The 25,776-nt window shown below is 61.4% G+C and carries 24 protein-coding genes and 3 tRNA genes; 10 read left to right on the top strand and 17 right to left on the bottom strand.

Annotated elements, in window-relative coordinates; genetic code table 11:
• Positions 1-18 precede the first annotated feature (18 nt).
• On the bottom strand, positions 19-2,076 hold the full coding sequence (locus tag K226_RS0107780; RefSeq protein ID WP_035241523.1) for a bifunctional 2',3'-cyclic-nucleotide 2'-phosphodiesterase/3'-nucleotidase: 2,058 nt from the start codon (positions 2,074-2,076) through the stop codon (positions 19-21).
• 229 nt (positions 2,077-2,305) lie between these two features.
• On the opposite strand from K226_RS0107780, the gene K226_RS0107775 reads away from it, so the two are divergent.
• Complete coding sequence (locus K226_RS0107775) at positions 2,306-2,995, top strand: DUF3334 family protein (RefSeq protein ID WP_024814267.1); 690 nt, start codon at positions 2,306-2,308, stop codon at positions 2,993-2,995.
• Between the two features lie 102 nt (positions 2,996-3,097).
• A tRNA-Ser gene (locus K226_RS0107770) sits at positions 3,098-3,185 on the top strand.
• A gap of 779 nt (positions 3,186-3,964) precedes the next feature.
• Here K226_RS0107770 and arsB read toward each other — a convergent pair.
• The 6 genes from arsB to K226_RS0107740 form a co-directional block, all read right to left on the bottom strand.
• Entirely contained in the window at positions 3,965-4,990 is a 1,026-nt protein-coding gene (gene arsB / locus K226_RS0107765; protein WP_024814266.1) for an ACR3 family arsenite efflux transporter, read from the bottom strand.
• A gap of 70 nt (positions 4,991-5,060) precedes the next feature.
• Positions 5,061-5,561, bottom strand: coding sequence for an arsenate reductase ArsC (locus K226_RS0107760; RefSeq protein ID WP_024814265.1), 501 nt, complete (start codon positions 5,559-5,561; stop codon positions 5,061-5,063).
• A gap of 59 nt (positions 5,562-5,620) precedes the next feature.
• Positions 5,621-6,880 carry an organoarsenical effux MFS transporter ArsJ gene (gene arsJ, locus K226_RS0107755; protein ID WP_024814264.1) on the bottom strand — a complete coding sequence of 420 codons (1,260 nt, stop codon included), beginning with the start codon at positions 6,878-6,880 and terminating at the stop codon, positions 5,621-5,623.
• Complete coding sequence (locus K226_RS0107750; RefSeq protein ID WP_024814263.1) at positions 6,867-7,910, bottom strand: ArsJ-associated glyceraldehyde-3-phosphate dehydrogenase; 1,044 nt, start codon at positions 7,908-7,910, stop codon at positions 6,867-6,869. The genes arsJ and K226_RS0107750 overlap by 14 nt, the downstream gene beginning before the upstream one ends.
• Positions 7,911-8,045: 135 nt before the next feature.
• Entirely contained in the window at positions 8,046-8,531 is a 486-nt protein-coding gene (locus tag K226_RS0107745; protein WP_024814262.1) for an ArsI/CadI family heavy metal resistance metalloenzyme, read from the bottom strand.
• Between the two features lie 16 nt (positions 8,532-8,547).
• Entirely contained in the window at positions 8,548-8,871 is a 324-nt protein-coding gene (locus K226_RS0107740) for a helix-turn-helix transcriptional regulator (RefSeq protein WP_024814261.1), read from the bottom strand.
• A gap of 92 nt (positions 8,872-8,963) precedes the next feature.
• Here K226_RS0107740 and arsA point away from each other — a divergent pair, with 92 nt between their 5' ends.
• Complete coding sequence (arsA, locus tag K226_RS0107735; protein ID WP_024814260.1) at positions 8,964-10,724, top strand: arsenical pump-driving ATPase; 1,761 nt, start codon at positions 8,964-8,966, stop codon at positions 10,722-10,724.
• 56 nt (positions 10,725-10,780) lie between these two features.
• On the opposite strand, the gene K226_RS0107730 is transcribed toward arsA, so the two are convergent.
• Entirely contained in the window at positions 10,781-11,263 is a 483-nt protein-coding gene (locus tag K226_RS0107730; protein ID WP_024814259.1) for a hypothetical protein, read from the bottom strand.
• Positions 11,264-11,490: 227 nt separating this feature from the next.
• Between K226_RS0107730 and K226_RS0107725 the strand changes: the two genes are divergently transcribed.
• On the top strand, positions 11,491-11,874 hold the full coding sequence (locus K226_RS0107725) for an I78 family peptidase inhibitor (RefSeq protein WP_024814258.1): 384 nt from the start codon (positions 11,491-11,493) through the stop codon (positions 11,872-11,874).
• Between the two features lie 154 nt (positions 11,875-12,028).
• On the opposite strand, the gene hemW is transcribed toward K226_RS0107725, so the two are convergent.
• The 5 genes from hemW to K226_RS0107700 all read right to left on the bottom strand — a co-directional run bounded on the left by hemW (position 12,029) and on the right by K226_RS0107700 (position 16,847).
• On the bottom strand, positions 12,029-13,282 hold the full coding sequence (hemW, locus tag K226_RS0107720) for a radical SAM family heme chaperone HemW (RefSeq protein WP_024814257.1): 1,254 nt from the start codon (positions 13,280-13,282) through the stop codon (positions 12,029-12,031).
• A gap of 7 nt (positions 13,283-13,289) precedes the next feature.
• Positions 13,290-13,889, bottom strand: coding sequence for an RdgB/HAM1 family non-canonical purine NTP pyrophosphatase (gene rdgB / locus K226_RS0107715; RefSeq protein ID WP_024814256.1), 600 nt, complete (start codon positions 13,887-13,889; stop codon positions 13,290-13,292).
• Positions 13,890-13,934: 45 nt separating this feature from the next.
• Positions 13,935-14,663: a ribonuclease PH gene (gene rph, locus K226_RS0107710; protein WP_024814255.1), complete on the bottom strand. Its 729-nt coding sequence runs from the start codon at positions 14,661-14,663 to the stop codon at positions 13,935-13,937.
• A gap of 182 nt (positions 14,664-14,845) precedes the next feature.
• Positions 14,846-15,748, bottom strand: a complete 903-nt coding sequence (locus K226_RS0107705) for a PP2C family serine/threonine-protein phosphatase (RefSeq protein WP_024814254.1) — start codon at positions 15,746-15,748, stop codon at positions 14,846-14,848.
• Between the two features lie 82 nt (positions 15,749-15,830).
• The gene (locus K226_RS0107700; protein ID WP_024814253.1) at positions 15,831-16,847 is read right to left on the bottom strand and encodes a serine/threonine-protein kinase; all 1,017 of its coding nucleotides are present in this window, start codon (positions 16,845-16,847) and stop codon (positions 15,831-15,833) included.
• Between the two features lie 76 nt (positions 16,848-16,923).
• Between K226_RS0107700 and K226_RS0107695 the strand changes: the two genes are divergently transcribed.
• The 4 genes from K226_RS0107695 (at position 16,924) to K226_RS0107680 (ending at position 21,093) form a co-directional block, all read left to right on the top strand.
• Positions 16,924-17,841: a YicC/YloC family endoribonuclease gene (locus K226_RS0107695; RefSeq protein ID WP_202899879.1), complete on the top strand. Its 918-nt coding sequence runs from the start codon at positions 16,924-16,926 to the stop codon at positions 17,839-17,841.
• A 36-nt stretch (positions 17,842-17,877) separates the two neighbouring features.
• A complete protein-coding gene (gene gmk / locus K226_RS0107690; RefSeq protein WP_024814251.1) occupies positions 17,878-18,498 on the top strand; it encodes a guanylate kinase in 621 nt (206 codons plus the stop codon).
• A gap of 16 nt (positions 18,499-18,514) precedes the next feature.
• Positions 18,515-18,718: a DNA-directed RNA polymerase subunit omega gene (rpoZ, locus tag K226_RS0107685; protein ID WP_005794722.1), complete on the top strand. Its 204-nt coding sequence runs from the start codon at positions 18,515-18,517 to the stop codon at positions 18,716-18,718.
• Positions 18,719-18,813: 95 nt separating this feature from the next.
• On the top strand, positions 18,814-21,093 hold the full coding sequence (locus tag K226_RS0107680) for a bifunctional (p)ppGpp synthetase/guanosine-3',5'-bis(diphosphate) 3'-pyrophosphohydrolase (protein WP_024814250.1): 2,280 nt from the start codon (positions 18,814-18,816) through the stop codon (positions 21,091-21,093).
• Positions 21,094-21,125: 32 nt separating this feature from the next.
• Here K226_RS0107680 and greB read toward each other — a convergent pair whose 3' ends face one another.
• The 4 genes from greB to hrcA all read right to left on the bottom strand — a co-directional run bounded on the left by greB (position 21,126) and on the right by hrcA (position 23,183).
• A complete protein-coding gene (greB, locus tag K226_RS0107675; protein ID WP_024814249.1) occupies positions 21,126-21,695 on the bottom strand; it encodes a transcription elongation factor GreB in 570 nt (189 codons plus the stop codon).
• 79 nt (positions 21,696-21,774) lie between these two features.
• Positions 21,775-21,851, bottom strand: a tRNA-Arg gene (locus K226_RS0107670).
• A gap of 202 nt (positions 21,852-22,053) precedes the next feature.
• A tRNA-Ile gene (locus K226_RS0107665) sits at positions 22,054-22,130 on the bottom strand.
• Positions 22,131-22,178: 48 nt separating this feature from the next.
• Complete coding sequence (hrcA, locus tag K226_RS0107660) at positions 22,179-23,183, bottom strand: heat-inducible transcriptional repressor HrcA (RefSeq protein WP_024814248.1); 1,005 nt, start codon at positions 23,181-23,183, stop codon at positions 22,179-22,181.
• Positions 23,184-23,211: 28 nt separating this feature from the next.
• Here hrcA and K226_RS0107655 point away from each other — a divergent pair, with 28 nt between their 5' ends.
• Both K226_RS0107655 and recN read left to right on the top strand, forming a co-directional pair.
• On the top strand, positions 23,212-24,108 hold the full coding sequence (locus K226_RS0107655) for an NAD kinase (RefSeq protein ID WP_024814247.1): 897 nt from the start codon (positions 23,212-23,214) through the stop codon (positions 24,106-24,108).
• A gap of 2 nt (positions 24,109-24,110) precedes the next feature.
• Positions 24,111-25,775: a DNA repair protein RecN gene (gene recN, locus K226_RS0107650; protein WP_024814246.1), complete on the top strand. Its 1,665-nt coding sequence runs from the start codon at positions 24,111-24,113 to the stop codon at positions 25,773-25,775.
• Position 25,776 lies beyond the last annotated feature (1 nt).

Here is a 25,776-nt window from a genome sequence, read left to right as displayed (position 1 = left end):
CGCTATGCCGGGGACAGGCTATTTGGACAGGTCAATGCCGTACTTGGAGGTGCCCTTGCCCAAGCCATCATCGGCCGCCAGCAGCGACACGTTGGTCAGGCCTGCCGCCTGCGCCACGCTGAGCGCATTGGCGCCCGAGCTGAACACCACCGGGCCGGCCGTTGTCGCCTTGGCAAAGCGCCAGCTTTTGGCTGCGCCATTGGTGGCGCGGGTCACCGTGGGGTTCTTGCGGATGTAGTCGATCACCACGTCGCGGTTGGCATCCGGCGAAGCCCAGATGGTGCCCGAGCCGTCGAGCTTGTCGATAAAGCTCTTGCCGCTGGTGGCGCGGTAGTTGTTGGTGGCGATCACGAACTCCTGCGCCACGTCAATCGGCTTGCCCAGGTAGGTCAGGCTCTTGATGCGGCTGCCCACGGGCTGGGTCACGTCGATCTCGTACTGCAGGTCGGGCGTGGTGAACATGTCGAAGTTGTAGCCCGGGAAGGTGCTGATGAGCGACTGCTCGGTGGTCTTGGCCGGGTCGATCTGGTTGAAGCGCTTGGCAGCGGCCTCCAGCCAGTTCTTGATGTCGCCGCCATTCACCTTTACGGCATACACCGTGTTGGGGTAGAGGTACAGATCCGCCGCGTTGTTGATGGCCAGCGGGCCCACGGCCACGTCGGTGTAGTCAGCCCCGCCCTGAAAACCGCTCTTGAACGGCGCACTGACCGACAGCACCGGCAGCGCCGCATATTGCGGCAGGCTGGCCTTGATGTAGGCGGCCACATAGGCCTGCTGCGCCTGGTTGACGATCTGGATGGCGCCGGGGTCGCCCACGTCAGCAAACAGCGTGCTCATGCGGAAGTCGGTGCTGCCAATGGGTGTCTTCACATATTGGATAGCGGCCTGGTGCTGCGTTTCGATCAGCTGCGCCACGGCGGCATCGGGCTCCACGTAAACGGTGGCGCCGGCAGCGTTTTTGCTTTGGGTGTTGCGCAGCTCGCTCTTGCTGGCGGTTTTGTTGACCACCCATTTGCTGCCATCCCATTGCAAGGCGAGCTGGATCACGCCCAGCGACTTGCCCCACGAACTGGCCATGACGGCGGGAACGCCATTGATGGTGCCAGCCTTGTTGTCCACGCCGGCCTGCCGGTATGAGGGCGTGGCCGCCGTGTCGGGGAACACGCTGTGCTGGTGCCCCATCACCATGGCGTCAATGCCCGCCACTTTGGACAGGTGCAGGCCCGGGTTCTCCATGGTGGGCGAGTAGGCGGCACTGTCGAGCCCGCCGTGCAGCAGTGCCACCACGACGTCGGCGCCCTTGGCGCGCAGCTCGGGCACATATTTGGTGGCGGCCTCTACGGCGCCTTCGGTGTAAACCTTGCCTTCGAGGTAGCGCTTGTCCCAGTTCATGATGCCGGGGGTGGTGAAACCGATCACGCCCACCTTGATGGGCAGCTTCACTTCCTTGCCGTCGGCGCCCTTGGCGGTCAAGGTGCGCTCCAGAATGGTGTAGGGCTGCACCAGCGGCTTTTTGGTCTTGCTGCTGTACACGTTGGCCAGCGCCATGGGATAGCCAGCGCCCGCGCATTTCTTGGTGGCATCGACGCCTTCCACATCCAGGCCGCCGCCCAGTACCTGGTTCAAAAAGGGCAGGCCGTAGTTGAACTCGTGGTTGCCCAGCGTGCCGGCGTCAAAGCCCAGCGCGCCCATGGCCTTGTACATCGACAGCTGCTGCGTGCAGGGGATGGGGCTGATGGTGGCCTCGTAGTCGGCCAGCGCGGTGCCCTGGATGGTGTCGCCGTTGTCCACCAGCAACGTGTTGGCGAATTCTTTGCGCGCGGCGCGCACCAGCGTGGCGGTGCGCTCGAAACCGTAGGATTTGTCTTCGGCGAGCTTGAAGTAATCGTAGCTGCGCACGTTGAAATGCAGGTCGGTCGTCTCCAGCACGGCCAGCGTGGCTGTGGCGCCCGCATTGGCGGAGCCATCGTCGTCACTGCCGCCGCAGGCGGCAAGGATGGCCGCCAGGGCCAGCGCGCCAAAGCGGGCCACGCTGCGTGAAATACGGGTCGGTTGGCAAAAAGAGGGTTCCAGCATGAACAGGCCCAAAGGTTGAAGAAGGGGCTGAGTGTGTGGAGGGCGTTTGACAGGCATGTGACGCCCACCAGCCCGCCCGGTGCGGGCCGCCACCTCCCGCCAAGGCACCCGCCCACCCGGCCCCGGGTGATACTGCGCATGCAACCCGGCAAATCTCTGGCGCCCCAACCCATTCGTCGCCTATGCTGTGCACACAAGCCACCTTCCTCAGCCCCATCCATTTCGCACCATGAGCACCCCAGAAAAATCCGTCGTCTACGGCACCGAAGACCTGCTGATCAGCCTGTGCAATTCAGTCACCCGCGTTCTGAACGTGGCCACACACGGCCATATTCACTATTCAGGCATGGTGCAGCGCATCAGCAAAACCTGCCTCAAACCCGACATTGGCTGCTTTGTGCTGTTTGATGGCGGCTTCTCGGGGCTGGTAATCATCAACTTTTCGGCCCCTGCCGCCATGGAGCTTTACCAGAGCTATCTGCTGAACATGGGCATGTCAAAAGAAGACCTGGTCACGTCGTACACCTCGGACGAAGTGAGCAACGTGATGGGCGAACTCATGAACCAGGTCGTGGGCGACTTCACCGGCAAGGTGCGGCGCGAGCTGCAGACCCACATCACGCAAAACCAGCCCAAGATGCTGGTGCTGAACAAGCAGGTGATGCTGAGCGTGGACGCCAACCTGGACAAGCCTGAGGCCCGGCGCGTCACCTTCTACACCGGCAACAACAACATCTTCTATCTGGAGCTGGCCATCGACCGCACCGAATTCATCAAGCTGTATGACTTCGAGCCGCAGGAAACCCCCGATCCCGACGCGCTGATGGCGCAAACCCGCGCCGACGCAGACGCCGAAGTGCCCCTGCCCCCCGTGCCCTCCAGCGACACCGACGAACTGCTCAGGTCACTGGGCATGTGAAGCCGCGTAGCTTTGGCACGCGCACAGCGGCCATATGGAAAGCCAACCGCGTGCAGCACGCGGCGACGCTGGCGGGCGGCTAGAATATGCGGCTTCCAACCCGGAGACTTGGGTGAGTGGTTTAAACCAGCAGTCTTGAAAACTGCCGACGGGCAACCGTCCGTGAGTTCGAATCTCACAGTCTCCGCCAGATCTCGGGTTTTCATGCGGTCCAAGGCACTCCACCAGCCTGCGCATGGAAACCGCCAAAGCCCACACAGTTCGAGACCAACGTCACAAAGCAGAGCCCCAGCGATGGGGCTTTGTTGTTTCTGGCTTCGTGCTGTCACACGAACTGCCTCTGGCAATCCGGACACGCCAGCAGCACCCTTTGATACATTCTGGCGATGCTCATGCTTCTTGGAATTGCACTTTTGGGGCTCAGTTCAGATGCCTCGGCTCAGGTCTATCGGTGTGGGAACACCTACTCCAGTGAGCCGTGCAAAGGCGGCAAAGAGGTTGACGCGTCCCCTGCTGTGTCTGACCCCCAAGGGCCGAAAACAACACTCATTTATTTCTGCGCAACCCAGCAAGGGGCGCGGTACTGGACCGCCGAAGCGTGCCGCACCCGGGGGTGGGCCTTGGAGCGGACAGAGCGCGTTCCTAAAAACATGACTTGGGACAATCAAGTGATCGTGGCAAATCGACAGATGCGCCAGGCACAGCACGCGGCGACGCGTCCGGCAGCGCCCACACAGTACCTCCAACAACATCCAGAACACCCCGGTCGAAAGTCCCAGTGCGAAGCACTTGACGAGCGAGTCAGGCACCTAGACAGCATGGGGCGTGCAGGTAGTCTTTACTACGACCTTGACTGGATAAGAAGCCAGCGCAAGGATGCGCGTGACAGACAGTTCCGACTGCGTTGCTAGTCTGGACGGGCTAAGGATAAGCGCGCGTTTCGATAGCAAAGCAGAACACCCCCGTCCATCATGCGCGAGGAGTGGAAACACTCGGCCGCCAGGCATTGACAATTGCCACCAGCGACAGCATCACAGGCACCTCCACCAGCACGCCGACCACCGTGGCGAGGGCGGCGCCAGAGTTGAGACCAAAAAGCGAAATGGCCACAGCCACTGCCAGCTCAAAGAAGTTGGATGTGCCAATAAGGCAGGCAGGGCCAGCCACATCGTGGGGCAGCTTGAGCAGCTTTGCGCCCCACCAGGCGATGAAGAAAATGCCGTAGGTTTGCAAAATTAGCGGGATGGCAATCAGGCCGATCACAGCCGGTTTCTCGACAATGGTGCCCGCCTGAAAACCAAACAACAGCACCACGGTTGCAATGAGGCCCACGATGGACCAGGGCTTGAGCCGCGCCACCAACGCGCCCACCGCCAAAGGTGACCGCCTGGCCAGCAAATGGCGTGTGGCCATTCCAGCCGCCAGGGGCAGCACCACATACAACACGGTGGACAGAACCAGCGTCTCCCAGGGCACGGTGACGTTGGTTACGCCAAGCAAAAATGCGGCGATGGGAGCAAAAGCCACCACCATCACCAGATCGTTCACCGAGACCTGCACCAGCGTGTAGTTCGCGTCGCCTTTGACGAGCTGGCTCCACACAAACACCATGGCGGTGCAAGGCGCAACGCCCAGCAAAATCATGCCGGCGATGTATTCGCTGGCCGATTGGGGGTCTACCCAGGGCGCGAAGATGTATTGGAAAAACAGGACACCCAGCGCGGCCATGGTGAACGGTTTGATGAGCCAATTGACCACCAGGGTCAGCAGCAGCCCTTGCGGCTTCTTGCCCACGTCCTTGATGGCGGCCCAGTCGACCTGGATCATCATCGGATAAATCATCACCCAGATGAACACTGCAACCACCAGGTTGACCTGCGCGATCTCCAGGCCTGCGACGGCCTGGAAGAATCCTGGAAGAAGCAGCCCCAGTCCCACGCCTGCAGCAATGCCCAGCGCAACCCAGATCGTCAAATACCGTTCAAACAGTCCCATGGTGGACTACCTCTTTCAAAGGAAAAGGCCTGGACCGTTGAAAGTCCAGGCCCGTCAAAATGTGGATGCCTCAGTCTGTGGTTTGTCCAATGTGGACAAGCTCTTTTTGCAGCGACAGTTTGTCGAGCTTGTCGATGGGCAGGCTCAGGAAGAGCGAGATGCGGCGACTCATGAGGATAAACGCGTCTTTGAACGCTTTGTTCACTGCGTCTTCATCGCCTTGCACCGCCGCCGGGTCTTCGACGCCCCAGTGCGCCGACATCGGCTGGCCTGGCCAGATTGGGCACACCTCACCGGCGGCCTTGTCGCAAACCGTCAGCACGTAATCCATGACCGGCGCATTGGGGGCCGCAAACTCGTCCCAGTTTTTGCTGCGCAAGCCCTCCGTCGAAAACCGGTTTCTTTGCAATAGATCCAGCGCATGCGGGTTGACCTGGCCAGCCGGGTGGCTGCCAGCGCTGAATGCACGGAATTTCCCCTCACCCTTCTGGTTCAGGATGGCCTCGGCGAGGATGCTGCGCGCGGAGTTATGCGTGCAGATGAAGAGTACGTTGTAGACGCGGTTTGACATGTGAATAGCCACTTTCAGCAGCAACAGTGGAGGGGTAGAGGGAATGAGGTGGGCAGCTTTCAAGCCGTAGCCGGTGTTTTATGCGCGGTGGTCACCGGCAAAGCCAGCGTGACCAGCCAGCAAATGGCCAGCATCACGGCAGACCCGATGAGGGCGTAAAGAAGCCCGCCCCACTGGTACAGCAGGCCAGACATCAGCGTGCCCATGAAACGCCCGAGGGCGTTGGCAGCGTAGTAAAAGCCCACGTCCTCGGCGGCCTTTTCAGAGCCCGCGTAGGCCAGGATGAGGTACGAGTGAACCGACGAGTTGACGGCGAATGCAAAGCCAAACACACCCAGGCCGCCCACTACCACCCACTCCAGATAGGGCGCCTGCATGGCCACCGCTAAGGCAATGGCCACAGGAACCACCGCCAAAATAGCCGACCACAGCCGTGCGGCGGGCACTTCGGTGCTCAGGCCGTCCTGGCTGCGTTTGACCAGTTGCGGCGCCATGGCCTGCACCAGACCATAGCCAATGGTCCAGGCTGCCAGAAAGCCGCCCACCATGGTGAACGTCCAGCCCTGCGAATACAGAAACACCGGCACACCCACCACAAACCACACATCGCGCGCGCCAAACAGCACCACGCGGGCGGCGGCCAGCGCATTGATGCCTGCGTTTTTGGCGAACAGCTCCTTGGCCGATTTGGAGGCCTTGCTCTTGCCCATCATCCGGGGCAGCGAGGTGACCACGCCCGCCAGCACCATCGCCAGCAGCGCCGCCATGGCCCACAGTGCCTGCTGAAAGCCCAGCGCCTCCAGCAGCAAACCGCCCAAAAAGAAACCCACGCCCTTCATGGCGTTCTTGCTGCCCGTAAACCAGGCGACCCACTTGAACAGCTGGCCAGCACCCTGCTCTTGGGCCTGCGCCGAGGTGACCTTGATGGCCGATTTGCTGGCGGTTTTGGTCAAATCTTTGGCTACGCCGCAAATGCCCTGCGCCAGCACCACCCAGGCCACCGACATGGCTACCGACCACTCGGGGTTGAGTTGCGCCAGCAAGCTAAAACCGATGATTTGCGTCACCAGCCCCACAGTCAGCATGCGCGTGATGCCATATCGCGTGGCCAGCCAGCCGCCAATCAGGTTGGCCAGCACGCCAGCCGCTTCATAGAGCAAAAACAGAAAAGCCAGTGCGAACGGCGAATACCCCAGGCGGTAAAAATGCAGCAGCACCAGCATGCGCAGTGCGCCATCGGTGAGGGTGAAGCCCCAATAGGCTGCAGTGACGATGGCGTAGTTGCGGGTGGCGTGGCTTTGCATTTCAGACACCCACATCGCGCATGTGGCAGGCCAGATCGACCATGCGGCAGGCATAGCCCATTTCATTGTCGTACCAGGCGTACACCTTCAAGAGCGTGCCGTCGGTGACCATGGTGGACAACGCATCGACGATGGAGCTGCGCGTATCGCGGGCGTAGTCGGCGCTCACCAGGGGCAGCGTTTCGTAACCCAGAATGCCCGACAGGTAAGACGATGCAGCGTGCTGGAACAGCGCATTCACCTCCTCGGCCGTTGTCTCACGCTGCAGTTCAAACACGCAATCGGTGAGTGACGCATTGAGCACCGGGGCGCGCACCGCGTGGCCGTTGAGCTTGCCCTTGAGCTCTGGGTAAATCAGCGCAATGGCGGTGGCGCTGCCGGTGGACGTGGGTGCCAGGCTTTCCATGGCACTGCGGGCACGGCGCAGGTCTTTGTGTGGCGCGTCCACCACCACGTTGGTGTTGGTCGGGTTGTGGATGGTGGTGATTTGTCCGTGACGGATGCCCAGCTGCTCGTGCACCACTTTCACCACCGGTGCCAGGCAGTTGGTGGTGCACGACGCCGCCGTGACGATGCGGTTTTTGGCAGGATCGTACAGCTGGTGGTTCACGCCGACCACGATGTTGAGCACGTCGCCCACCTTCACCGGCGCGGCCACAATGACGCGCTTGGCGCCGCGGTCCAGGTGGCCCTGAATGGTTTCGGGCATCAAGAATTTGCCTGTGCACTCCAGCACCACGTCTACGCCCAGATCGCCCCAGGGGATGTCTGCCGCTGTGGGGTGCGCGCTGAACGAGAGCCGCTGGGCGCCGATGGTGATGGCGTTGTCGCCCTCGGCGGCAATGCGCTCGCGCCACTTGCCCTGCACCGTGTCAAACGCCAGCAGGTGGGCGGTGGCGGCAGCGCCGCCTTTGATTTCATTCAGGTGCACCACTTCCAGGCGATTGCCGCCGCGTGGGTCGTCCAGCGGGCGCTCGGCGGCGCCCATGGCCGCGCGCAGCGCCAGACGGCCAATGCGGCCCATTCCGTTGATACCGACTTTCATGACACGCTTTCTTTTATTAGTTCTATATTCATTGAAATATTGCATTATTCAATGACAGATGGATGACAGATCGTTGGAGTGACTGCGCAACTGCGCAAGCCACCCCCCCCAACGGCAACCTCGTTCAGAGACGCTTCAGCATTGGCCCGGAGCGCAGCACGCCGCTGCGGCCTTGTCGCGGCCCGGCACGGCCGCGCGTGCGGCGGCGGGCGCACAGCATGCACCGACTTCGGGGGTTTTGCCCGGCTCGTTGAACACCGGAATATTGCCCAGCGTGTGGAAATGCTCCCAGGCAATGCCTTGGGGATCGGTGATCCAGTGCTTTTCGCTGCGGGCATAGCAGCAGCTGGTGGCACCTTCGTCAAGCAGCGCCATATCGGCCGATTCGGCGCGGGCTTTCAACTGCGCCAGCTCGGCGGCATCGTCCACCTGAAAACCCAGGTGATCCAGCCCCGGCGTGTCGCCCCGGGTAGAGATCGCAAAGTTCACGCGCGGGTCGTCCAGCATCCACTTGGCGTAGTCCGCTTCAACGCGCGCCGGCTCGGCGGCAAACAGCCGCGAATAAAACGCAATGCTCTGGGCAAGATCATCGACATGGATGTGGACGTGGAATCGCTTCATGGTGGTCTCCTTGTATTCAGCAATCGCAAGACGTTGCCTGGGGCGCCAGGCAGTCAGCGCCCTGGCAACAGTTTTCGGTCAGAAAGCCCAGCAACTCGTTCATGGTGGTGATGGATGCGCGGTAAATCAGGTTGCGGCCCTGGCGCTCCTGGCTCACCAGATTTGAATGGGTGAGTTCTTTGAGATGAAACGACAGGGTGTTGGGGGCCACATCCAGCAGCTCTGCCAGCGCACCGGGCGTAAGCCCCTCGGTACCGGCCACGACCAGCGCACGAAACACCCTCAGGCGCACCTCCTGGGCCAGGGCGGCGAGCGAACGGACAGCGTCAATTTCAGTCATGCAGCAACTATACAATGATTGTTGAATTATTGTAAAGTATCGCCATTGGCGCCTTGCACCTTCACCGCCTGCGCGCACTTTTCAGGAATCCCATGCCCACACCCATCGCCCTTCTGGATCAGCCCACCAAGTACCTTTTCTTTACGGGCAAGGGCGGCGTGGGTAAAACCTCGGTTTCCACTGCCGTGTCGATCGGGCTGGCAGACGCGGGCAAAAAGGTACTGCTGGTCAGCACGGATGCCGCCTCCAACCTCGATGAAATGCTGGGCATCGAGTTGAGCAACCAGCCGGTGGCGGTGCCCGGCGTGCCCGGCCTGCAGGTGCTCAACATCGACCCCGATGCCGCGGCCGTGGATTACCGTGCGCGCGTGGTGGAGCAGATGGGCCCGCAGGCCAGCGACCAGGACATTGCCACGGTGCGCGAGCAGTTGTCTGGCGCGTGCACAACCGAAATCGCCACGTTTGACGAATTTTCCAGCCTCCTGTCGCAAGGCGGTGCCGCCTATGACCACGTCGTGTTCGACACGGCCCCCACGGGGCACACGCTCAGGCTGCTGAGCCTGCCCAAGGCCTGGAGCGGTTTTCTGGAAGGCAACGACCGCGGCGCATCCTGCCTGGGGCCGCACTCGGGCCTGAAAATGCAAGAGCAGCTTTTCAACGCAGCCCTGGCCGCACTCAACGACGCCACACAAACCACCGTGGTGCTGGTAGCCCGGCCCGATAAAGGCGCGCTGGATGAGGCGGCCCGCACCTCGGATGAGCTGCGCGCGCTGGGCCTGACGAACCAGCGGCTGGTGGTGAATGCCGTGTTCCATCGCACCCATGCAGACGACCCGATTGCCACGGCCATCGAGGCACTGGGGCGCAAAGCGCTCGACGAGATGCCCGCTGCGTTGCGCTGCCTGGTGGCCGACCACATTCCACTGCGGGCAGTGGACTCGGTGGGTTTGCCTGCACTGCGCGGACTGCTGGCCTCAAAACCCACAGCGGCAACGGGCGCAGCCACCCCCGCAGTGCCCGCCATGGACCACCACAAGCTGTCCGAGCTGGTGGCCGAGCTGGCGCAGGGTGAGCGCGGCCTGATCATGGTCATGGGCAAAGGCGGGGTGGGCAAAACCACCATTGCCGCCGCCATTGCACTGGGGCTGGTTCACCAGGGAAAGTCCGTGCACCTGACGACGACCGACCCTGCTGCGCACCTGGCCGTCACACTGAACGGAGAGGTGCCAGGGCTTAGCGTAGGCCGCATCGACCCGCAGGCCGAAACGCAGAAATACGTGGACAAGATTGTGGCCGCCCGCTCGGCCACCCTGACCGAGGACGAGAAAGCGCTGCTCATCGAAGACCTGCGCTCGCCCTGCACCGAAGAAGTGGCGGTGTTCCACGCCTTCTCGCATGTGGTGTCGCAGGCCCGAAGCGCGTTTGTGGTGATGGACACCGCGCCCACGGGCCACTCTTTGCTGCTGATGGATGCCACCGGCGCCTACCACCGCCAGATGGTGCGCGAATTTGAAGGCAAAGCCGCCGGGCGCATCGTGACGCCGCTGATGCGGCTGCAAGACGCCGACTACACCAAGATCATCCTGGTCACGCTGCCCGAAGCCACCCCGGTGTCGCAGGCTGTTGCGCTACAGGACGACTTGCGCCGGGCCCAGATTGAGCCCTATGCCTGGGTCGTCAACAAATCACTGCTGGCTACCGGCACGGGCGACCCCTTGCTGCAAGCGCGCCTGCACAGTGAGCTCCAGCAGATGGAGCGGGTGGCCGAACACACGCGCCACGACGTGCTGGTGGTGCCATGGACGGCGGAGCCCCCCATTGGCATCAGCGCGCTCGAAAAGCTGCTGGGCTGATGCGGCGGCACCAACCCTGAACATCCTCCACGTTCTGCGCCGCGGCCTACCCCGCTTTATTTCGCCGGATCGTTGCCACCCACCAGCAGCGCACCCACCGCAAGCCCCACGGCAAACGCCCCATAGACCGCCGCAAGAGACCGATGCGACAGACGGTGTTCGAAGCCGGGCGTGAGCCGCTCCGGGGTTAGTTGAAAATCTACGAAACAGGCTGCCGCACTGGTGGCCATGCTGCCAGCCAGCACGGCGCCCGGGTTGCGTGCTGCCGGTCGCCCATGCAGCGCCCCTGCAAACAGCGCCCCCCAAAATACGGACGCCCCATGGTGGGTGAGGTAACCCAGCAGCGTGTGTTTGATATCGGTCTGCCGGAAATACAGGGCTTCTTCGCGCCAATACCAGTGGCTCACGGCATTGATGGGCGCCGCCGAACTTCCGGTTTCCCGCCGGCCGCACACCATGAGTGCAGCGGCCGAAAAAAGGCTCGCCGCGGTCCCCGCCGTCAAGGCCCGCGTTATGGTGGATCGGAGTGCCGGTGTCATGGCCACAGTTTCACTGAATCCGCCGACGGGTCTGTAGGACGCAAGCGAAGGAACCCGCCCCTGTTGCAAAGCCGCTTTGCGGCACCTCCGCTCCCGCTGTGTTCCACCAGTGGAACGAGCAATCCAGCCAGCACCCGTTACCTGTGGTGACAGCCACGGCACCCTGCGCACGCTAAGGTAGCCCCTCCAACGGCGTGCCACGCCACCGATTCCTCCAGGAGACAACAATGCAGATGACCCGAGCCCTCACCCTGTCCACCAGCCTGACCGCTGGCCTGTGCGCCGCTTTGCTGGCGGGCTGCGCGGGCATGCAAAGTGGCGCGGGTACAGCGGGAGCAGGTGGGATGGGCGGGACTGCGGGAGCCACGGGCGCGGCGCCTGCATCGGTGGGCCCCGGGCCGCGCGGCGGCGTGTGCAATGCGGCGCCCGCGCAGGGGGTGATTGGCAAGCAGGGCACCCCGTCGGTGATTGAAAAGGCCCGGGTGGCCTCGGGTGCGGCCATGGCCCGCCTACTGCATCCCCGCCAGGTGGTGACGCTGGAGTTCAACGCCGAGCGCCTGAACCTGGTGGTGGACGGCAAAGGGCGGATTACGGCGGTGCGCTGCGGCTGAACAGGCGCCGCGGCCACCTGCACGATGGCGGCTGTCTTCACCTTTTTGCTCATATTTTAATAGCTGTTTGCGCTTTACCAATAAGCGCTAGAGCCATATTTGATGCATATTCTTTGACCAGCAGTGACGGCATTTCGCCCTGGTCTTCCGCCGGTCAGTCGGCCAAAAAGAGCGCCTGCAGATCGTTCAAGAAATCAAACCCGCGCTCAGTGGGGCGCACACGGGCCATGTCGCGGGTGATCAGGCCCTTGCGCTCGGCCTCGTCCAGCGCCTTGGCAATGGCGGTGACGGGCAGCCCGGTGCGCTCTACAAAATCCTGCAAGGCAAAACCCTCGCGCAGGCGCAGCGCATTGAGCATGTATTCAAACGGCAAGTCGGCCCGGCGCACGTCCTCGTCCTGCGCCAGGGCACGGCCTGCCAGCGCGTTGTCCATGTAGAGACGCGGATCGCGAAAACGCGTCTGGCGCACCACGCGGTGGGCAAAGCTGAGCTTGCTGTGCGCGCCCGCGCCCAGCCCCAGGTAGTCGCCAAATTGCCAGTAGTTGGTGTTGTGAAAACACGCATGGCCTGGCCGGGCGTAGGCCGATATCTCATAGCGCGCCAGCCCCGCCTGGCCCGTCATCTCGGTGATGCGGTCGAGCATGGCGTAGGCATCATCGTCCGGTGGAATGGCGGGCGGAAACTTGGCGAAGTAGGTGTTGGGCTCGATGGTGAGGTGGTAGATGGAGATGTGCGGCGGCGCCAGCGCCAGCGCGGTGGCCATGTCCTGCTCCAGCTCTTGCAGCGTCTGGCCAGGCAGCGCATACATGATGTCCAGGTTGAAGGTATCGAAGGCCTGCGCCGCCTCCTGCACAGCGGCCAGCGCCTGCGCGCGGTCGTGCACGCGGCCCAGGGCCTTCAGGTGCCGGTCGTTAAAACTTTGCACGCCCACCGACAGGCGCGTGACGCCGGCCGCGCGGAAGGCGTGAAACCGGTCTTTTTCGAAGGTGCCGGGGTTAGCCTCCAGGGTAATTTCGCAATCGGCCGCCAGCGGCAGGCGCGCGCGAATGTCGCCGATCAGGCGGTCGATGGACTGCGGCGAAAACAGGCTGGGCGTGCCGCCGCCGATGAAGATGCTGTGCACGCTGCGGCCCCACACCAGGGGCAGCGCCGCCTCCAGATCAGCCATCAGGGCATCAAGGTAGCGGGCTTCGGGCAACGCATTGCCCGCCCCGTCCACTTCGCGCCACTCGTGCGAGTTGAAATCGCAATACGGGCATTTCTTCAGGCACCAGGGCAGGTGCACATACAGGGCCAGCGGCGGCAGGCTGGTGAGCTGCAGCACCCCCGGGCGCATGTAGTGCTGGATGTCGCGCACCTGCGCGGGCGCGGCCTCAGCAGCGGGAACGATGGGGATGGAAACTGCCATGGTGAATTCAGAACCAGCGCTCGCGCATCAGCGCCAGCATCTGCTGCGCCGCACGGCCCCGGTGGCTGTGGGCATTTTTGACCTCGGTGGGCAGCTCGGCAAAGGTCTGGCCGAATTCGGGGATGAACATCACGGGGTCGAACCCGAAGCCGTTGCTGCCGCGCGGCGCACGCGTGATCTCGCCCACCACGCGGCCCACGGCGATCAGGGGCTCGGGGTCTTGCGGGCTGCGCACGGCGACCAGGGTGCTGACCATGGCGGCACGGCGGTTGTCCTGGCCCTGCATCTGCTCCAGCAGGGCACGCACGTTGGTGTCGTCGCCTTTTTCGTAGCCAAACTGCGTGGCGTAGTAGGCGGTGTCCACCCCGGGCAGACCACCAAAGGCATCCACGCACAGGCCTGCGTCGTCGGCCAGCGCAGGCAGGCCGGTGTGCGCGCTGGCAAAGCGCGCCTTGGCCAGGGCGTTTTCAACAAAGGTGCGGTGCGGCTCTTCGGCCTCGCCCACGCCCAGGTCGGCCTGGCGCACCAGCTCGATGCCCAGGGGCACCAGCATGGCCTGCAGCTCGGCAAGTTTGCCGCGGTTGTTGGATGCGAGAACCAGTTTCATAGTCAAAATGGCTTGTAGCGCTTATGGATAAAGCGCAAGCAGCTATTATTTTAATAGCGATTGTTGTTGCAGACCCACCAGCTCGGCGATGCCCTTGTCGGCCAGCGCCAGCAGCTGGTCCATCTCGGCGCGGGTGAAGGCCACGCCCTCGGCCGTGCCCTGCACTTCCACAAAATGGCCAGCGCCCGTCATCACCACATTCATGTCGGTGTCGCAGCCCACGTCTTCCACATATTCCAGATCCAGCAGCGGCGTGCCCTGCACGATGCCCACCGAAATGGCGGCCACGGGCCCCAGGATGGGTGTCGCCGTGATTTTGCCGCCGGCCAGCAGCTGGTTGACCGCGTCCTGCGCCGCCACCCACGCGCCGGTGATGGCAGCAGTGCGCGTGCCCCCATCGGCCTGGATCACATCGCAGTCGAGCTGGATGGTGCGCTCACCCAGCAGCTTCAGATCAAACACCGCCCGCAGCGAGCGGCCGATCAGGCGCTGGATCTCCTGGGTGCGGCCGCTTTGCTTGCCCTTGGCCGCCTCGCGGTCGCTGCGCTTGTGCGTGGCGCGGGGCAGCATCCCGTATTCGGCCGTGACCCAGCCTTCGCCGGTGCCGCGCTGGTGCGGCGGCACTTTTTCTTCCACTGAAGCCGTACACAGCACCTTGGTGTTGCCAAACTCGATCAGCACCGAGCCCTCGGCATGCATGGTGTAGTGGCGGGTGATGCGCACGGGGCGCAGTTGATCAGCGGCGCGGCCGCCGGTGCGAGTAAAGGTGGTCATGTGAATCAGAAGTTAGAAGGCAGTGGACCCTGGGGCTGCGGCTGGTTCCAAAAGCCTGGAAGGGGGCGGCACGGCGATCTCGCTGAGTAATCGCAGCTGCAATTTTCATCGCGCCGCCCAACTCGGCAGCCGCAAGCAAGGCCAGGGGCGGTAACGCCGCGCAATGCCATGCGGTCAGCCTCTCAAGCCTTGCGTGCAGCCGAACGCCGGATGGCTTCGTTGATCTCGGCAATCGAGCGCTCGATGGCGGCGTCATCCAGGTCATCGACCAGTCCATCCAGGGGCCCGGCCTGAATGGTCGAGGCGAAGACATCGTCACTGATGCTGTCGGTCGAAACACCTTGCGTGGAATCGAAGGTATCGGGGGTTTCCCACTCGAGCGCCACCACGGTCACGTTGTCGCTGCTCTCGCCTGCCTTGCGCAGGGCGGCCTCGACCAAGTCGGGCACCGCGTTCGACACGGTCTGCTGGCTCAGCTGGGTGGCAATGTCTTCGTCACTGAGCGTGCCCCACAGGCCGTCCGAGCACAGCAAAATGCGGTCGCCCTGCTCCAGGTGCACGGGCCCGGTACTGTCGTAAATGGGCTTGGTGGGCGAACCCAGGCAGGTGAACAGCACATTGCGGTTGATGCGGTCCAGGCCCGGCGGCGGCGCATTGCGCAGCTCCAGATAGGAATGGTCGCGCGTGCGGGTCAGCAGCTCGCCACCGCGCACCATGTACAGGCGCGAGTCACCGCAGTGAATCCACGAAGCCGCGCCCGCTTGCACCACGGCTGCCACCAGCGTGGTGCGCGGTGTGTCGAGCATGCCTTTTTCGGTGGCATAGCGCAGGATCTGGTGATGCGCCGCCAGCAGTGCAGACGACAGGAACTCCTGCACGTTCTCCAGCTGCGGCTTGGCCTGGCGCTGGAACAGCGCCGAGATGGTTTGCAGCGCAATCTGCGCGGCCACTTCGCCCTCAGGGTGCCCGCCCATGCCGTCCGCCAGCACAAACAGGCCCGACTCGCGCGTGTAGCAGTAGCCCATGCGGTCTTCGTTCTTCTCGCGCCCGCCGCGGCGGCTGATCTGGAATACCGAAAACTTCATAGTGACTCGCGCAAACAAGGATGCGCAAAGGCATCGTTAATGACCATGCAGCTTGCCCGAACCCGCTTTGCGTGGGTCGTGCTCATTTGGGCTTGGCCCCGATGCCGGTGGCATCACCCACCTTTTGCACATTCTTCTTGGTGTCGGACACCAGGGTGTCGAGCTGCAGCCGCATCTTTTCGGCCACCGAAAGCTTGGTGTAGCGGCGCTCGCCCTCGCGGCTGAGCTCTTTTTGCAGCGCAAAAACAGACTGCGGTCGCGAGAGCGGATCGAGCGCCATGCACCACTCCACCACCTCGATGAGGTTGTCCGAATACACGCCGCGCAACTTGGTCAGCGCCAGCGACAGGCGATCTTTCTCGATGCGCTGGGGCGCCTCGTTGGGCGGAAAGCCCTGCATGCAGGCGTAAATGCAGGCGCCAACGGCATAAATATCGGTCCACGGGCCCATGGACGAGTCGCGCCGGTACATCTCGGGTGCAGCAAAGCCGGGGGTGTACATGGGACGAATGAAGTTGCCCTCTTTGGACAGCACTTCGCGCGCAGCGCCAAAGTCGATCATCACGGCCTTGTTGTCGTCGGTGATGAAAATGTTGGCAGGCTTGATATCAAGGTGCAGCATCTTGTGCTGGTGCACGATACGCAGGCCGCGCAACACCTCGTCAAACAGTGAACGGATGGTGGATTCGCGAAACACCTTTTGCGTCTTCAGATCGCGCGCGGTGATGATGAAATCCTGCAGGGTGGCGCCCTCCAGGTAGTTCATCACCATGTAGACGGTTTCGTTCTCGCGGAAGAAATTGAGCACGCTCACCACCGAGGCGTGCGAGATCTGCGCCAGCGAACGGCCTTCTTCAAAAAAGCTTTTAAGGCCCAGGCGGTACAGCGAGAGCTTTTCGGGGGGCACCTTGGGCAGCAGCTCCCCAGGCGCCCGCGTGGCCAAGGAAGAAGGCAGGTATTCCTTGATAGCGATCTGCTGGCCTTCGGCGTCGAGCGCCAGATAGACCACACCAAAGCCGCCGGAAGACAATCGGCGTACCACACGGTAGCCCCCAATGACGGTATCGGGCGGCAATGGCGCCGGCTTGATTTTTGACATATTTTGCGAAGATGACCCGGGTATAGAGCGGAACCCGGATAATCACCGGATCGCAAGCAACCATCAAAAAAGTCCAATGCCAGTTTACAGCATGACCGGATACGCCAGCGCACAGCATGGCGCCTCTGCCACTGGCGCTGAAACCGACGCCCGCGCCCCCCAGGCCCGCCGGCTGGGGCTCGAAATCCGCTCGGTGAACAGCCGTTTTCTGGACCTGTCGTTCCGTCTTCCCGACGAACTGCGCGCCCTGGAACCCGTGTTGCGCGGCATGCTGACCGCGCAGCTCAAGCGCGGCAAGGTGGAAGTGCGTGCCGCGCTCGAAAACGACGATGGCAACAGCCTCCAGGACCCGGCACCCCGCCTGCTGCAACGCATCAACTCATTGCAGGACGCCGTGAAGGCCTGGCTCCCCCAAGCCGCCCCCCTCACCGTTGCAGACGCGCTGCGCCTGTGCGCCAACGCCAGCAGCGGCCCCGAGGACTGGAGCGAAGCCGTGCCGCCCCTGGCGGAGCAGGCACTCGCACAATTGCTGGCGGCACGCGCCCGAGAAGGCGAGCGCCTGGCGGCCATGCTGCACGACCGGCTCGGTCAGTTGCGCACCCTGGCGCAACAGGCTGGCCCCATGGTGCCCCTGCTGGTCGAACAGCAACGCCAGCGCTTCATGGAGCGCTGGAAAGAGGCCATGGCCCTGACCGACGGCTCCACCCTTCCAGAAGCCGCACGCGACCGCGCACTCACCGAGGCAACAGCCTTTGCCATCCGCATCGACGTGGCCGAAGAAATCACCCGCCTGAACTCGCATCTGGACGAGATCGAGCGCTTGCTCCAAAAAGGCGGCGAAGTGGGCAAACGCCTGGATTTCCTCATCCAGGAATTGCACCGCGAGGCCAACACCCTGGGCTCCAAATCGGCGGCCCTGGACCTCACGCGCATCAGCGTCGACATGAAAGTGTTGATCGAGCAGATGCGCGAGCAAGTGCAAAATATCGAATAACGCTCTTTTTTTGATAGCACCCAGCGGATATCACCCATGGATTACCCAGGAAATCTCTTTGTAGTGGCAGCCCCCAGCGGCGCCGGCAAATCCAGTCTGGTCAAGGCCCTTCTCGAACTCGACTCCCACGTTCACCCGTCCATCTCGCACACCACACGCCCTCCGCGCGGGCAGGAAAAACATGGCCGCGAGTATTTTTTCGCATCCGAGCCTGAGTTCGACGCCATGGTGCAAGGCAACGCTTTCGTGGAATGGGCCATGGTGCATGGCAACCGCTACGGCACCTCCAAAAAAGCCATCGAAGAACGCATCGCACAGGGGTCGGACGTGATCCTGGAAATCGACTTCCAGGGCGCACTCCAGATCAAGAAGGCGTTTGCCAACGCCATCCTCGTGTTCATCCTGCCGCCCAGCTGGGAAGAGCTGCGCTCGCGCCTGGAGCGCCGGGGCGAAGACTCGGCAGATGTCATCGAAGTGCGCCTCAAGAACGCAGCCATTGAGATGGCCCAGGTGAGCAAATTCGACTTCGTTATAATCAATGAGTTGTTTGAGCGCGCGCTTTTCGACCTGAAAGCCGTAGTTCACGCCCAGCGACTCAAGTACGCCGCCCAGCGCCGCGCCCGTGCTGACACCTTCCAGTCGCTCAATATCACCTGATTCCCGGAGAATACCGATGGCACGCATCACCGTAGAAGACTGTCTGGAAAAGATTCCCAATCGTTTCCAGCTCGTGCTGGCCGCCACATACCGCGCCCGCATGCTGAGCCAGGGTCACGCCCCGCGCATCGAAAGCCGCAACAAGCCCGCCGTAACGGCGCTGCGCGAAATCGCCGAAGGCAAAGTTGGCCTGGAAATGCTGAAGAAGGTTCCCGGTTGATCTTTTCGACTGGCAACTTGAACAAAAGGCACCGCACAGCGGTGCTTTTTTTTGCGCCTCGGGTATCTCATGCGCCACCGCGCTACATTTAAGGGATGAACGCGGTGCTCAATTCATATTCTGCAACGCAGATTCGGCCCGGCGAAGCCCCCGCTTCGGGCACGGTCAGTGCGTCAGCGGCCGCTGCCAATGCAGCGGCGGCCAGCTTTGCCTCACTGACAGACAATCTTGACTACCTCGACCCAACCAGCATCGAGCTGGTGCGGCAAGCCTATCGCTTTGCCGACGAGGCGCACCTGGGTCAGCTGCGCAACAGCGGTGAGCCCTATATCACCCACCCCATTGCGGTGGCGGCACTTTGCGCCACCTGGAAGCTCGACGCCCAGGCATTGATGGCGGCGCTGCTGCACGATGCCATGGAAGATTGCGGCGTAACTAAGGCCGACCTGATCGATCGTTTCGGTGCCCCGGTCGCCGAACTCGTGGATGGACTCACCAAGCTCGACAAGCTTCAGTTCAATACACGCGAGGAAAACCAGGCCGAGTCCTTCCGCAAGATGCTGCTGGCGATGGCGCGCGATGTTCGCGTGATTTTGATCAAGCTGGCAGATCGCACACACAATATGCGCACGCTGGCAGACATGCCGCGCAGCAAATGGGGTCGAATTTCTTCTGAGACGCTGGAGATTTATGCACCGATTGCCCACCGGCTGGGCTTGAATCAGACGTATCGCGAATTGCAGGATCTTTCGTTCCGGTATTTGCATCCGTGGCGTTATCAAACCCTGTCGAAGGCCATCAACAAGTCGCGCAACCGGCGGCGGGATCTGGTGCAAAAGGTGCAAGCGGAAGTGGATGCTGCGTTCTCCCGCATTGGCATGCCGGTTCGTCTTGCCGGACGTGAAAAAACCCTATACGCCATCTACCAGAAGATGGACCTCAAGCACCTGAGCTTTGCCCAGGTCACTGATATGTATGGCTTTCGGGTGATTGTTCCCAGCATCACCGACTGCTACACCGCTTTGGGCATCCTGCACCAGATGTTCAAGCCCGTGCCCGGAAAGTTCAAAGACCACATTGCCATTCCCAAGCTTAATGGGTATCAGTCGCTGCACACCACGCTGGTAGGTCCCTCGGGCGTGAACATCGAGTTCCAGATGCGCACCGATGAAATGCACGTTATCGCCGAGGCAGGCGTTGCGGCCCATTGGCTCTACAAGGCTCAGGACAGCGAAGGTAATGCGGCCGAGAGGCTGGGGACCAAATGGCTTCAGTCGCTGCTGGACATCCAGAACGAAACCCGTGATGCCGCTGAATTCTGGGACCACGTCAAGGTCGACCTGTTCCCTGATGCGGTGTATGTCTTCACGCCCAAGAGCCAGATCATGGCCTTGCCGCGCGGCGCCACCGTGGTGGATTTTGCTTATGCCATCCATAGCAATGTGGGTGACCGCACCACGGCAGGCAAGATCAACAATGAACTGGTACCACTGCGCACCGAACTGAAAAATGGCGACGTGGTGGAGATCATCACCGCCCCTATCTCCACGCCCAATCCGGCATGGCTGGGGTTTGTGCGCACGGGCCGTGCACGGTCCAAGATTCGGCACTACCTCAAGACTCTGGCACAAACCGAATCGGAAGGTCTGGGCGAAAAGTTGCTGACGCAAGCCCTGCGTGCAGAAGGGCTGGTCAGCCTCCCGCCCATGGATACGGAAACCCAGCCCATGTGGGACAAACTGCTTCGCTTCACGGGGAACCGTTCGCGCAGCGAATTGATGACAGACCTGGGGCTGGGCAAGCGCATAGCTAGCATAGTCGCTAAGCGACTCATGGTTCTGATGTCCGAGCACGGCCACCGGCCCGATGCGCTGCTGATGACCCGAGAGCGATACACATCCCACGAAAAACTGTCCCAAGGCGCTGTGACTCTGGATGGAAGCGAAAACGCTTCGGTCCAGTACGCACACTGCTGCCGCCCCGTCCCCGGCGACAGCATCGTGGGTTACCTGGGCCGTGGAGAAGGTTTGGTGGTCCACAATGCGCATTGCAGCGTCGCCAAGCGGCTGCAACACAAGGACAGCGAGCGCTTCATCGCGGTGGACTGGTCGGATGAACCCTCTCGCATGTTCGAGACCGGGGTGGTTGTTACCGTGACCAACGGCAAAGGGGTACTGGCACGCGTGGCGTCAGAACTGGCCAACTCGGAAGCCGATATAACCCATGTGGACATGGACGACGAGGTAGCACTTGACACCACGGACCTGCGCTTCGTGGTGGCAGTGCGGGATCAGGCCCATCTCGAATCAGCATTGCGCGGATTGCGACGCACACAGGCTGTGATCAGAGCGTCTCGAATCATTCCCCAAGCCTGAACTGTGGGCCCGGCAAGGTGAAGGTGACCGGTTCAGACCCCGCTTTGCCAAGGCTTATCAGGATACTGAACATCCATCACCTCCAGCCGATGCATACCTCCAGGGGCAGCCAGTGAAATTTCGTCACCCACCCTGGACTTCAGGAGTGCACGCGCTACCGGTGACATCCAGCTCACTTGGCCGTGGCCGCTTTCAGCCTCATCTATCCCCAGTATGGTGATTGTCCGCTCCACGCTGTCGTCTTCCAGGTAAGTAACGGTTGCACCAAAAAATACCTGATCGCTTCCATGGTGGATGGCTGGCTCGACGATCTCTGCAATCTCTAGTCGCTTGGTCAGAAATCTGATGCGCCGGTCAATTTCGCGCAACCTTTTTTTGCCGTAGAGGTAGTCCCCATTCTCGGAGCGATCCCCATTGCTGGCCGCCCAATGGACGATCTCCACGATCTTCGGACGCTCCGTGTCAATCAACTCCAACAGCTCCGAGCGCAACCGAGCATAACCTTGGGGGGTGATGTAGTTCTTCCCACCAACTGGGAGCGGCTGCGACACAAGATCGTCGTCGGTATCGGCGTCGGTTTCCTTGGTAAAAGCTTTGTTCATGGCGAAGTGTTACCCGCAAAACGAAAAGCAATCCACAAATGAAAAAGCCTGCAACTTTTCAGTTGCAGGCTTTAAACATTGGTGCGGCTGGCAGGAATCGAACCCACGACCCCTTGGTTCGTAGCCAAGTACTCTATCCAGCTGAGCTACAGCCGCTAAGCTTTGAATTATAGCACGAAAATCAGAGCGATCCAAAATTCTCACTATTTTTTGATTGATGCTTGCATCGTCTGCGTTAGCACCCATCCATTCAAATCACGGATGCAATTGTAATGCACCCGTAGCGGCCCCTGATCCAAATTCATCAATTTCTAACGAAAGAAAATTCAAAGCAAATGATGATCGTGCCAACGATCACTGGTAGGGCGTGTTGGACTTGAACCAACGACCAAAGGATTATGAGTCCTCTGCTCTAACCAACTGAGCTAACGCCCCTTGCGCCTACGATGAATCAAACGGGGCACCGCAAGTATTGTAGGGCGTTTACTTGCGGTAACTCAGCGCGTTGGACACCAACTTGGAGGTGATGTCCACGATCTGGATCATCTTGTCGTAGGGCATGCGGGTGGGGCCGATCACCCCCAATGTCCCAACCACTCGGCCATCTACCTCGTACGGTGCGCTGACGATCGAAAGTTCTTCGAACGGCACCACTTGGCTTTCGCCGCCGATGTAAATACGAACTCCCTCGGCCTGGCTGGATATGTCCAGAAGACGCAGTATCTGGGTCTTCTGTTCAAACAGATCAAAGGCTCTGCGAAGGTTGCCCATATCGCTGGAGAAGTCGCTCACGGCCAACAGGTTTCTCTCGCCAGAAATGACAACCTCATCCTGGGATTCAGAAAGCGCCTCCGAGCTGACATTGACTGCGGCCTGCATCAGTGAAGCGACTTCCCCGCGCAGCATGTCGACCTCCGACTTGAGCTTTTCGCGCACCTGCTCTATGGCCAAGCCGGCATAGTGGGCATTCAGAAAGTTGGCGGCCTCGATCAACTGCGACTGGGAGTAGTCCACGTCAGTGAAGATGACGCGGTTTTGCACGTCTCCTTCGGGCGAAACGATGATCACCAGGAATCGGCGCTCTGAAAGCCGAAGGAATTCGATGTGGCGAAACACGGAGGTGCGCCGAGGCGCCATCACGACACCCACAAACTGAGAGAGGTTAGACAAAAGATGTGCCGCATTGGCAATCACTTTTTGCGGCTGCTCTGGCACCAGTTGCGGTGTTGTCAGGGGATCCCGCTGCACCGTCAGCATGGTGTCTACAAACAGGCGGTAGCCACGCGCCGTGGGGATCCTTCCAGCGGAGGTATGTGGGCTGGCAATCAGCCCCAACTCCTCGAGGTCCGCCATGACGTTTCGTATCGTCGCAGGAGATAGTTCCAGACCGGACGCACGCGAAAGGGTGCGCGAACCCACAGGTTGCCCATCGGCGATGTAGCGCTCGACCAGCGCTTTAAGCAACAACTTGGCACGGTCATCAAGCATGGGGGGATTTTAGTGATGTAATTTCGCGATGACGTCCAATTTCCGCCATGTTGCGCTTATCGGCAAGTATCAGGCAACTGCTGCAGGCGCCATGACCGACAGTTCTCGCCGCGCCCTCGAAGAAATAGCGCAGTTTCTTGTCCGCCAGGGGTGCCAGGTGGTGCTTGAACAAGAAACAGCGATCAACACCAACCTGACCGCCTATCCCTCAATGGACGTAGACACCATTGGCACTCATTGCGACCTGGGCTTGGTAGTTGGAGGAGACGGCACCATGCTGGGCATCGGACGTCGGTTGGCGCGCTATGGCACCCCACTGATCGGGATCAACCAGGGGCGCCTGGGTTTCATTACTGACATCCCCTTCGACAGCTACCAGGCGGCGCTCACTCCCATGCTTTGCGGAGAGTATGAAGAGGACTTGCGCCCCTTGATGCGAGCCCGCGTGGTTCGTGAGCAGACCACGGTTTTCGAGGCCCTGGCCATGAACGATGTCGTGGTGAATCGCGGAGCCACATCCGGCATGGTGGAGCTGCGCGTGGAAGTGGGGGGGCGATTCGTGGCCAACCAGAGGGCTGACGGGCTCATCATCGCCTCACCCACCGGGTCTACGGCCTACGCCCTTTCTGCCGGCGGTCCCATGCTCCATCCTTCTATCCCGGGGTGGGTGCTGGTTCCTATTGCACCCCATACCCTGTCAAACCGTCCGATCGTTTTGTCCGATGCCACCGAGGTGGCCGTCGAGATCGTGAGCGGCAGGGATGTGAGCGCGAATTTCGATATGCAGTCGCTGGCATCACTGCTGCATGGCGATCGAATACTCGTTCAGCGCTCCGAGCATAGCGTTCGGTTTTTGCACCCGCTCGGCTGGAACTACTTTGCCACCCTGCGCAAAAAGCTGCGCTGGAACGAGGGGGGCTCCTGACCATGGCGCTCAAGCGGATCACACTGCGAGACTTCGTGATCGTTCAAGAGCTGACGCTCGATCTGCAAACTGGCTTCACCGTGCTGACAGGGGAGACGGGAGCCGGCAAATCGATTCTGGTCGATGCACTGCAGCTGGCTCTGGGCTCCCGCGCGGATGCTGGATACGTGCGCGAAGGAGCTTCCCACGCAGATGTATGCGCAGAATTCGACTACCCCTGCCAACTGCAACCATGGTTTGACGATGCAGGAATCGAAGCCGACGAAACCCTGCTTCTTCGCCGAACCATCGACACCCAAGGGAAAAGCCGTGGGTGGATCAATGGAACCCCTGCCACCGCGACACAACTGCGTTTCCTCGGAGATCAGCTATTGGATATTCATGGTCAGCATGCCTGGCAAAGTCTGACCCGCCCCGACTCCGTGCGGGGTTTGCTCGACGCGTATGCAGGTATCTCGGTGCAAGAACTGGCCGCGTGCTGGATTAAATGGCGTGCCGACCAGAAGATTCTGGAGGAAGCACGTGCGGCACAGTCATCACTCCAGCAGGAGCGCGAGAGGCTTCAATGGCAAATTGCGGAAGTCCGCAAGCTAGCACCCGCAGAGGATGAATGGGCACACCTGGAGGCACAGCACAAGCGCCTTTCGCACGCCCAAACGTTGCTGGAGGTCGCCCAAGGCGCGCTTGCAACCCTCGAGGAAGAGGCATCCGGCGCTCAGTCCAGTCTGGCGCGAGCGACGTCGCTTTTGCAGAGCCAGGAACTGCTTGAACCCGCATTCAGCGAAATGGCCGATATCCTCTCGTCCAGCCTGGCGCAGACCAACGACGTCATTCGCTCGTTGCAAGCCTATCTACGACACACCGACCTGGACCCCGACCGCCTCGCAGATCTCGATTTGCGACTTTCACAGTGGATGACTCTGGCGAGGCGTTACAAACGGCAACCAACTGAACTGCCCGCCTTGCTGCAAGCGTGGAAAAGAGAGCTGCAGCAACTGGACGCCGCAGCCGACCTCGTCGGCCTGGAAACCGCGCAAGCGAGCAGTGCCAAAGCCTACCAAACGGTTGCACGAGCCATTTCTCTCAGGCGGACAAGGGCAGCGCCCAAACTGTCAGCGGCCATCACACAGGCCATGCAGGGACTGGGCATGACGGGGGGGGTGTTTGAGGTGTCAGTAACAAAAACCGCTGAGCCTGCTCTTCATGGATTGGACGAGATTGCGTTTCTCGTGGCAGGTCACCCCGGCATGACCCCCCGCCCCATCGGCAAGGTCGCCTCTGGTGGAGAATTGTCACGAATTTCCCTGGCCATTTCCGTGACTACCAGCCAACTCGGCACGGCGCCGACCTTGGTTTTTGACGAAGTAGATTCGGGCGTCGGCGGGGCCGTGGCAGAAACAGTGGGTCGATTGATGCGGCAACTAGGGCGCGACCGCCAAGTGCTGGCAGTCACCCATTTGCCGCAGGTGGCTGCTTACGCCGATCACCACCTCATGGTGTCCAAGCGCCGAAATACAAAGGGAACCACCAGCACAGTGACGCCCGTTCTGGGCGACCTCCGGGTTACAGAGGTGGCCCGCATGCTGGGCGGCGAACGCCCAACTGGCACCAGCCTTGCCCATGCCAGCGAAATGCTGAGCTTGGCCAACACCCCGCAGAAAGGCTGAC

The organism is Acidovorax sp. JHL-3 (assembly GCF_000526295.1).
Taxonomy (GTDB): domain Bacteria; phylum Pseudomonadota; class Gammaproteobacteria; order Burkholderiales; family Burkholderiaceae_C; genus Acidovorax; species Acidovorax defluvii.
This window is presented reverse-complemented; position numbering and strand designations above follow the sequence as displayed.

Excerpts from the sequence above, each read along its gene's own strand:
- K226_RS0107780 (WP_035241523.1), bottom strand. The coding sequence starts at position 2,076 with ATGCTGGAACCCTCTTTTTGCCAACCGACCCGTATTTCACGCAGCGTG.
- K226_RS0107775 (WP_024814267.1), top strand. The coding sequence starts at position 2,306 with ATGAGCACCCCAGAAAAATCCGTCGTCTACGGCACCGAAGACCTGCTG.
- arsB (WP_024814266.1), bottom strand. The coding sequence starts at position 4,990 with ATGGGACTGTTTGAACGGTATTTGACGATCTGGGTTGCGCTGGGCATT.
- K226_RS0107760 (WP_024814265.1), bottom strand. The coding sequence starts at position 5,561 with ATGTCAAACCGCGTCTACAACGTACTCTTCATCTGCACGCATAACTCC.
- arsJ (WP_024814264.1), bottom strand. The coding sequence starts at position 6,880 with ATGTGGGTGTCTGAAATGCAAAGCCACGCCACCCGCAACTACGCCATC.
- K226_RS0107750 (WP_024814263.1), bottom strand. The coding sequence starts at position 7,910 with ATGAAAGTCGGTATCAACGGAATGGGCCGCATTGGCCGTCTGGCGCTG.
- K226_RS0107745 (WP_024814262.1), bottom strand. The coding sequence starts at position 8,531 with ATGAAGCGATTCCACGTCCACATCCATGTCGATGATCTTGCCCAGAGC.
- K226_RS0107740 (WP_024814261.1), bottom strand. The coding sequence starts at position 8,871 with ATGACTGAAATTGACGCTGTCCGTTCGCTCGCCGCCCTGGCCCAGGAG.
- arsA (WP_024814260.1), top strand. The coding sequence starts at position 8,964 with ATGCCCACACCCATCGCCCTTCTGGATCAGCCCACCAAGTACCTTTTC.
- K226_RS0107730 (WP_024814259.1), bottom strand. The coding sequence starts at position 11,263 with ATGACACCGGCACTCCGATCCACCATAACGCGGGCCTTGACGGCGGGG.
- K226_RS0107725 (WP_024814258.1), top strand. The coding sequence starts at position 11,491 with ATGCAGATGACCCGAGCCCTCACCCTGTCCACCAGCCTGACCGCTGGC.
- hemW (WP_024814257.1), bottom strand. The coding sequence starts at position 13,282 with ATGGCAGTTTCCATCCCCATCGTTCCCGCTGCTGAGGCCGCGCCCGCG.
- rdgB (WP_024814256.1), bottom strand. The coding sequence starts at position 13,889 with ATGAAACTGGTTCTCGCATCCAACAACCGCGGCAAACTTGCCGAGCTG.
- rph (WP_024814255.1), bottom strand. The coding sequence starts at position 14,663 with ATGACCACCTTTACTCGCACCGGCGGCCGCGCCGCTGATCAACTGCGC.
- K226_RS0107705 (WP_024814254.1), bottom strand. The coding sequence starts at position 15,748 with ATGAAGTTTTCGGTATTCCAGATCAGCCGCCGCGGCGGGCGCGAGAAG.
- K226_RS0107700 (WP_024814253.1), bottom strand. The coding sequence starts at position 16,847 with ATGTCAAAAATCAAGCCGGCGCCATTGCCGCCCGATACCGTCATTGGG.
- K226_RS0107695 (WP_202899879.1), top strand. The coding sequence starts at position 16,924 with ATGCCAGTTTACAGCATGACCGGATACGCCAGCGCACAGCATGGCGCC.
- gmk (WP_024814251.1), top strand. The coding sequence starts at position 17,878 with ATGGATTACCCAGGAAATCTCTTTGTAGTGGCAGCCCCCAGCGGCGCC.
- rpoZ (WP_005794722.1), top strand. The coding sequence starts at position 18,515 with ATGGCACGCATCACCGTAGAAGACTGTCTGGAAAAGATTCCCAATCGT.
- K226_RS0107680 (WP_024814250.1), top strand. The coding sequence starts at position 18,814 with ATGAACGCGGTGCTCAATTCATATTCTGCAACGCAGATTCGGCCCGGC.
- greB (WP_024814249.1), bottom strand. The coding sequence starts at position 21,695 with ATGAACAAAGCTTTTACCAAGGAAACCGACGCCGATACCGACGACGAT.
- hrcA (WP_024814248.1), bottom strand. The coding sequence starts at position 23,183 with ATGCTTGATGACCGTGCCAAGTTGTTGCTTAAAGCGCTGGTCGAGCGC.
- K226_RS0107655 (WP_024814247.1), top strand. The coding sequence starts at position 23,212 with ATGACGTCCAATTTCCGCCATGTTGCGCTTATCGGCAAGTATCAGGCA.
- recN (WP_024814246.1), top strand. The coding sequence starts at position 24,111 with ATGGCGCTCAAGCGGATCACACTGCGAGACTTCGTGATCGTTCAAGAG.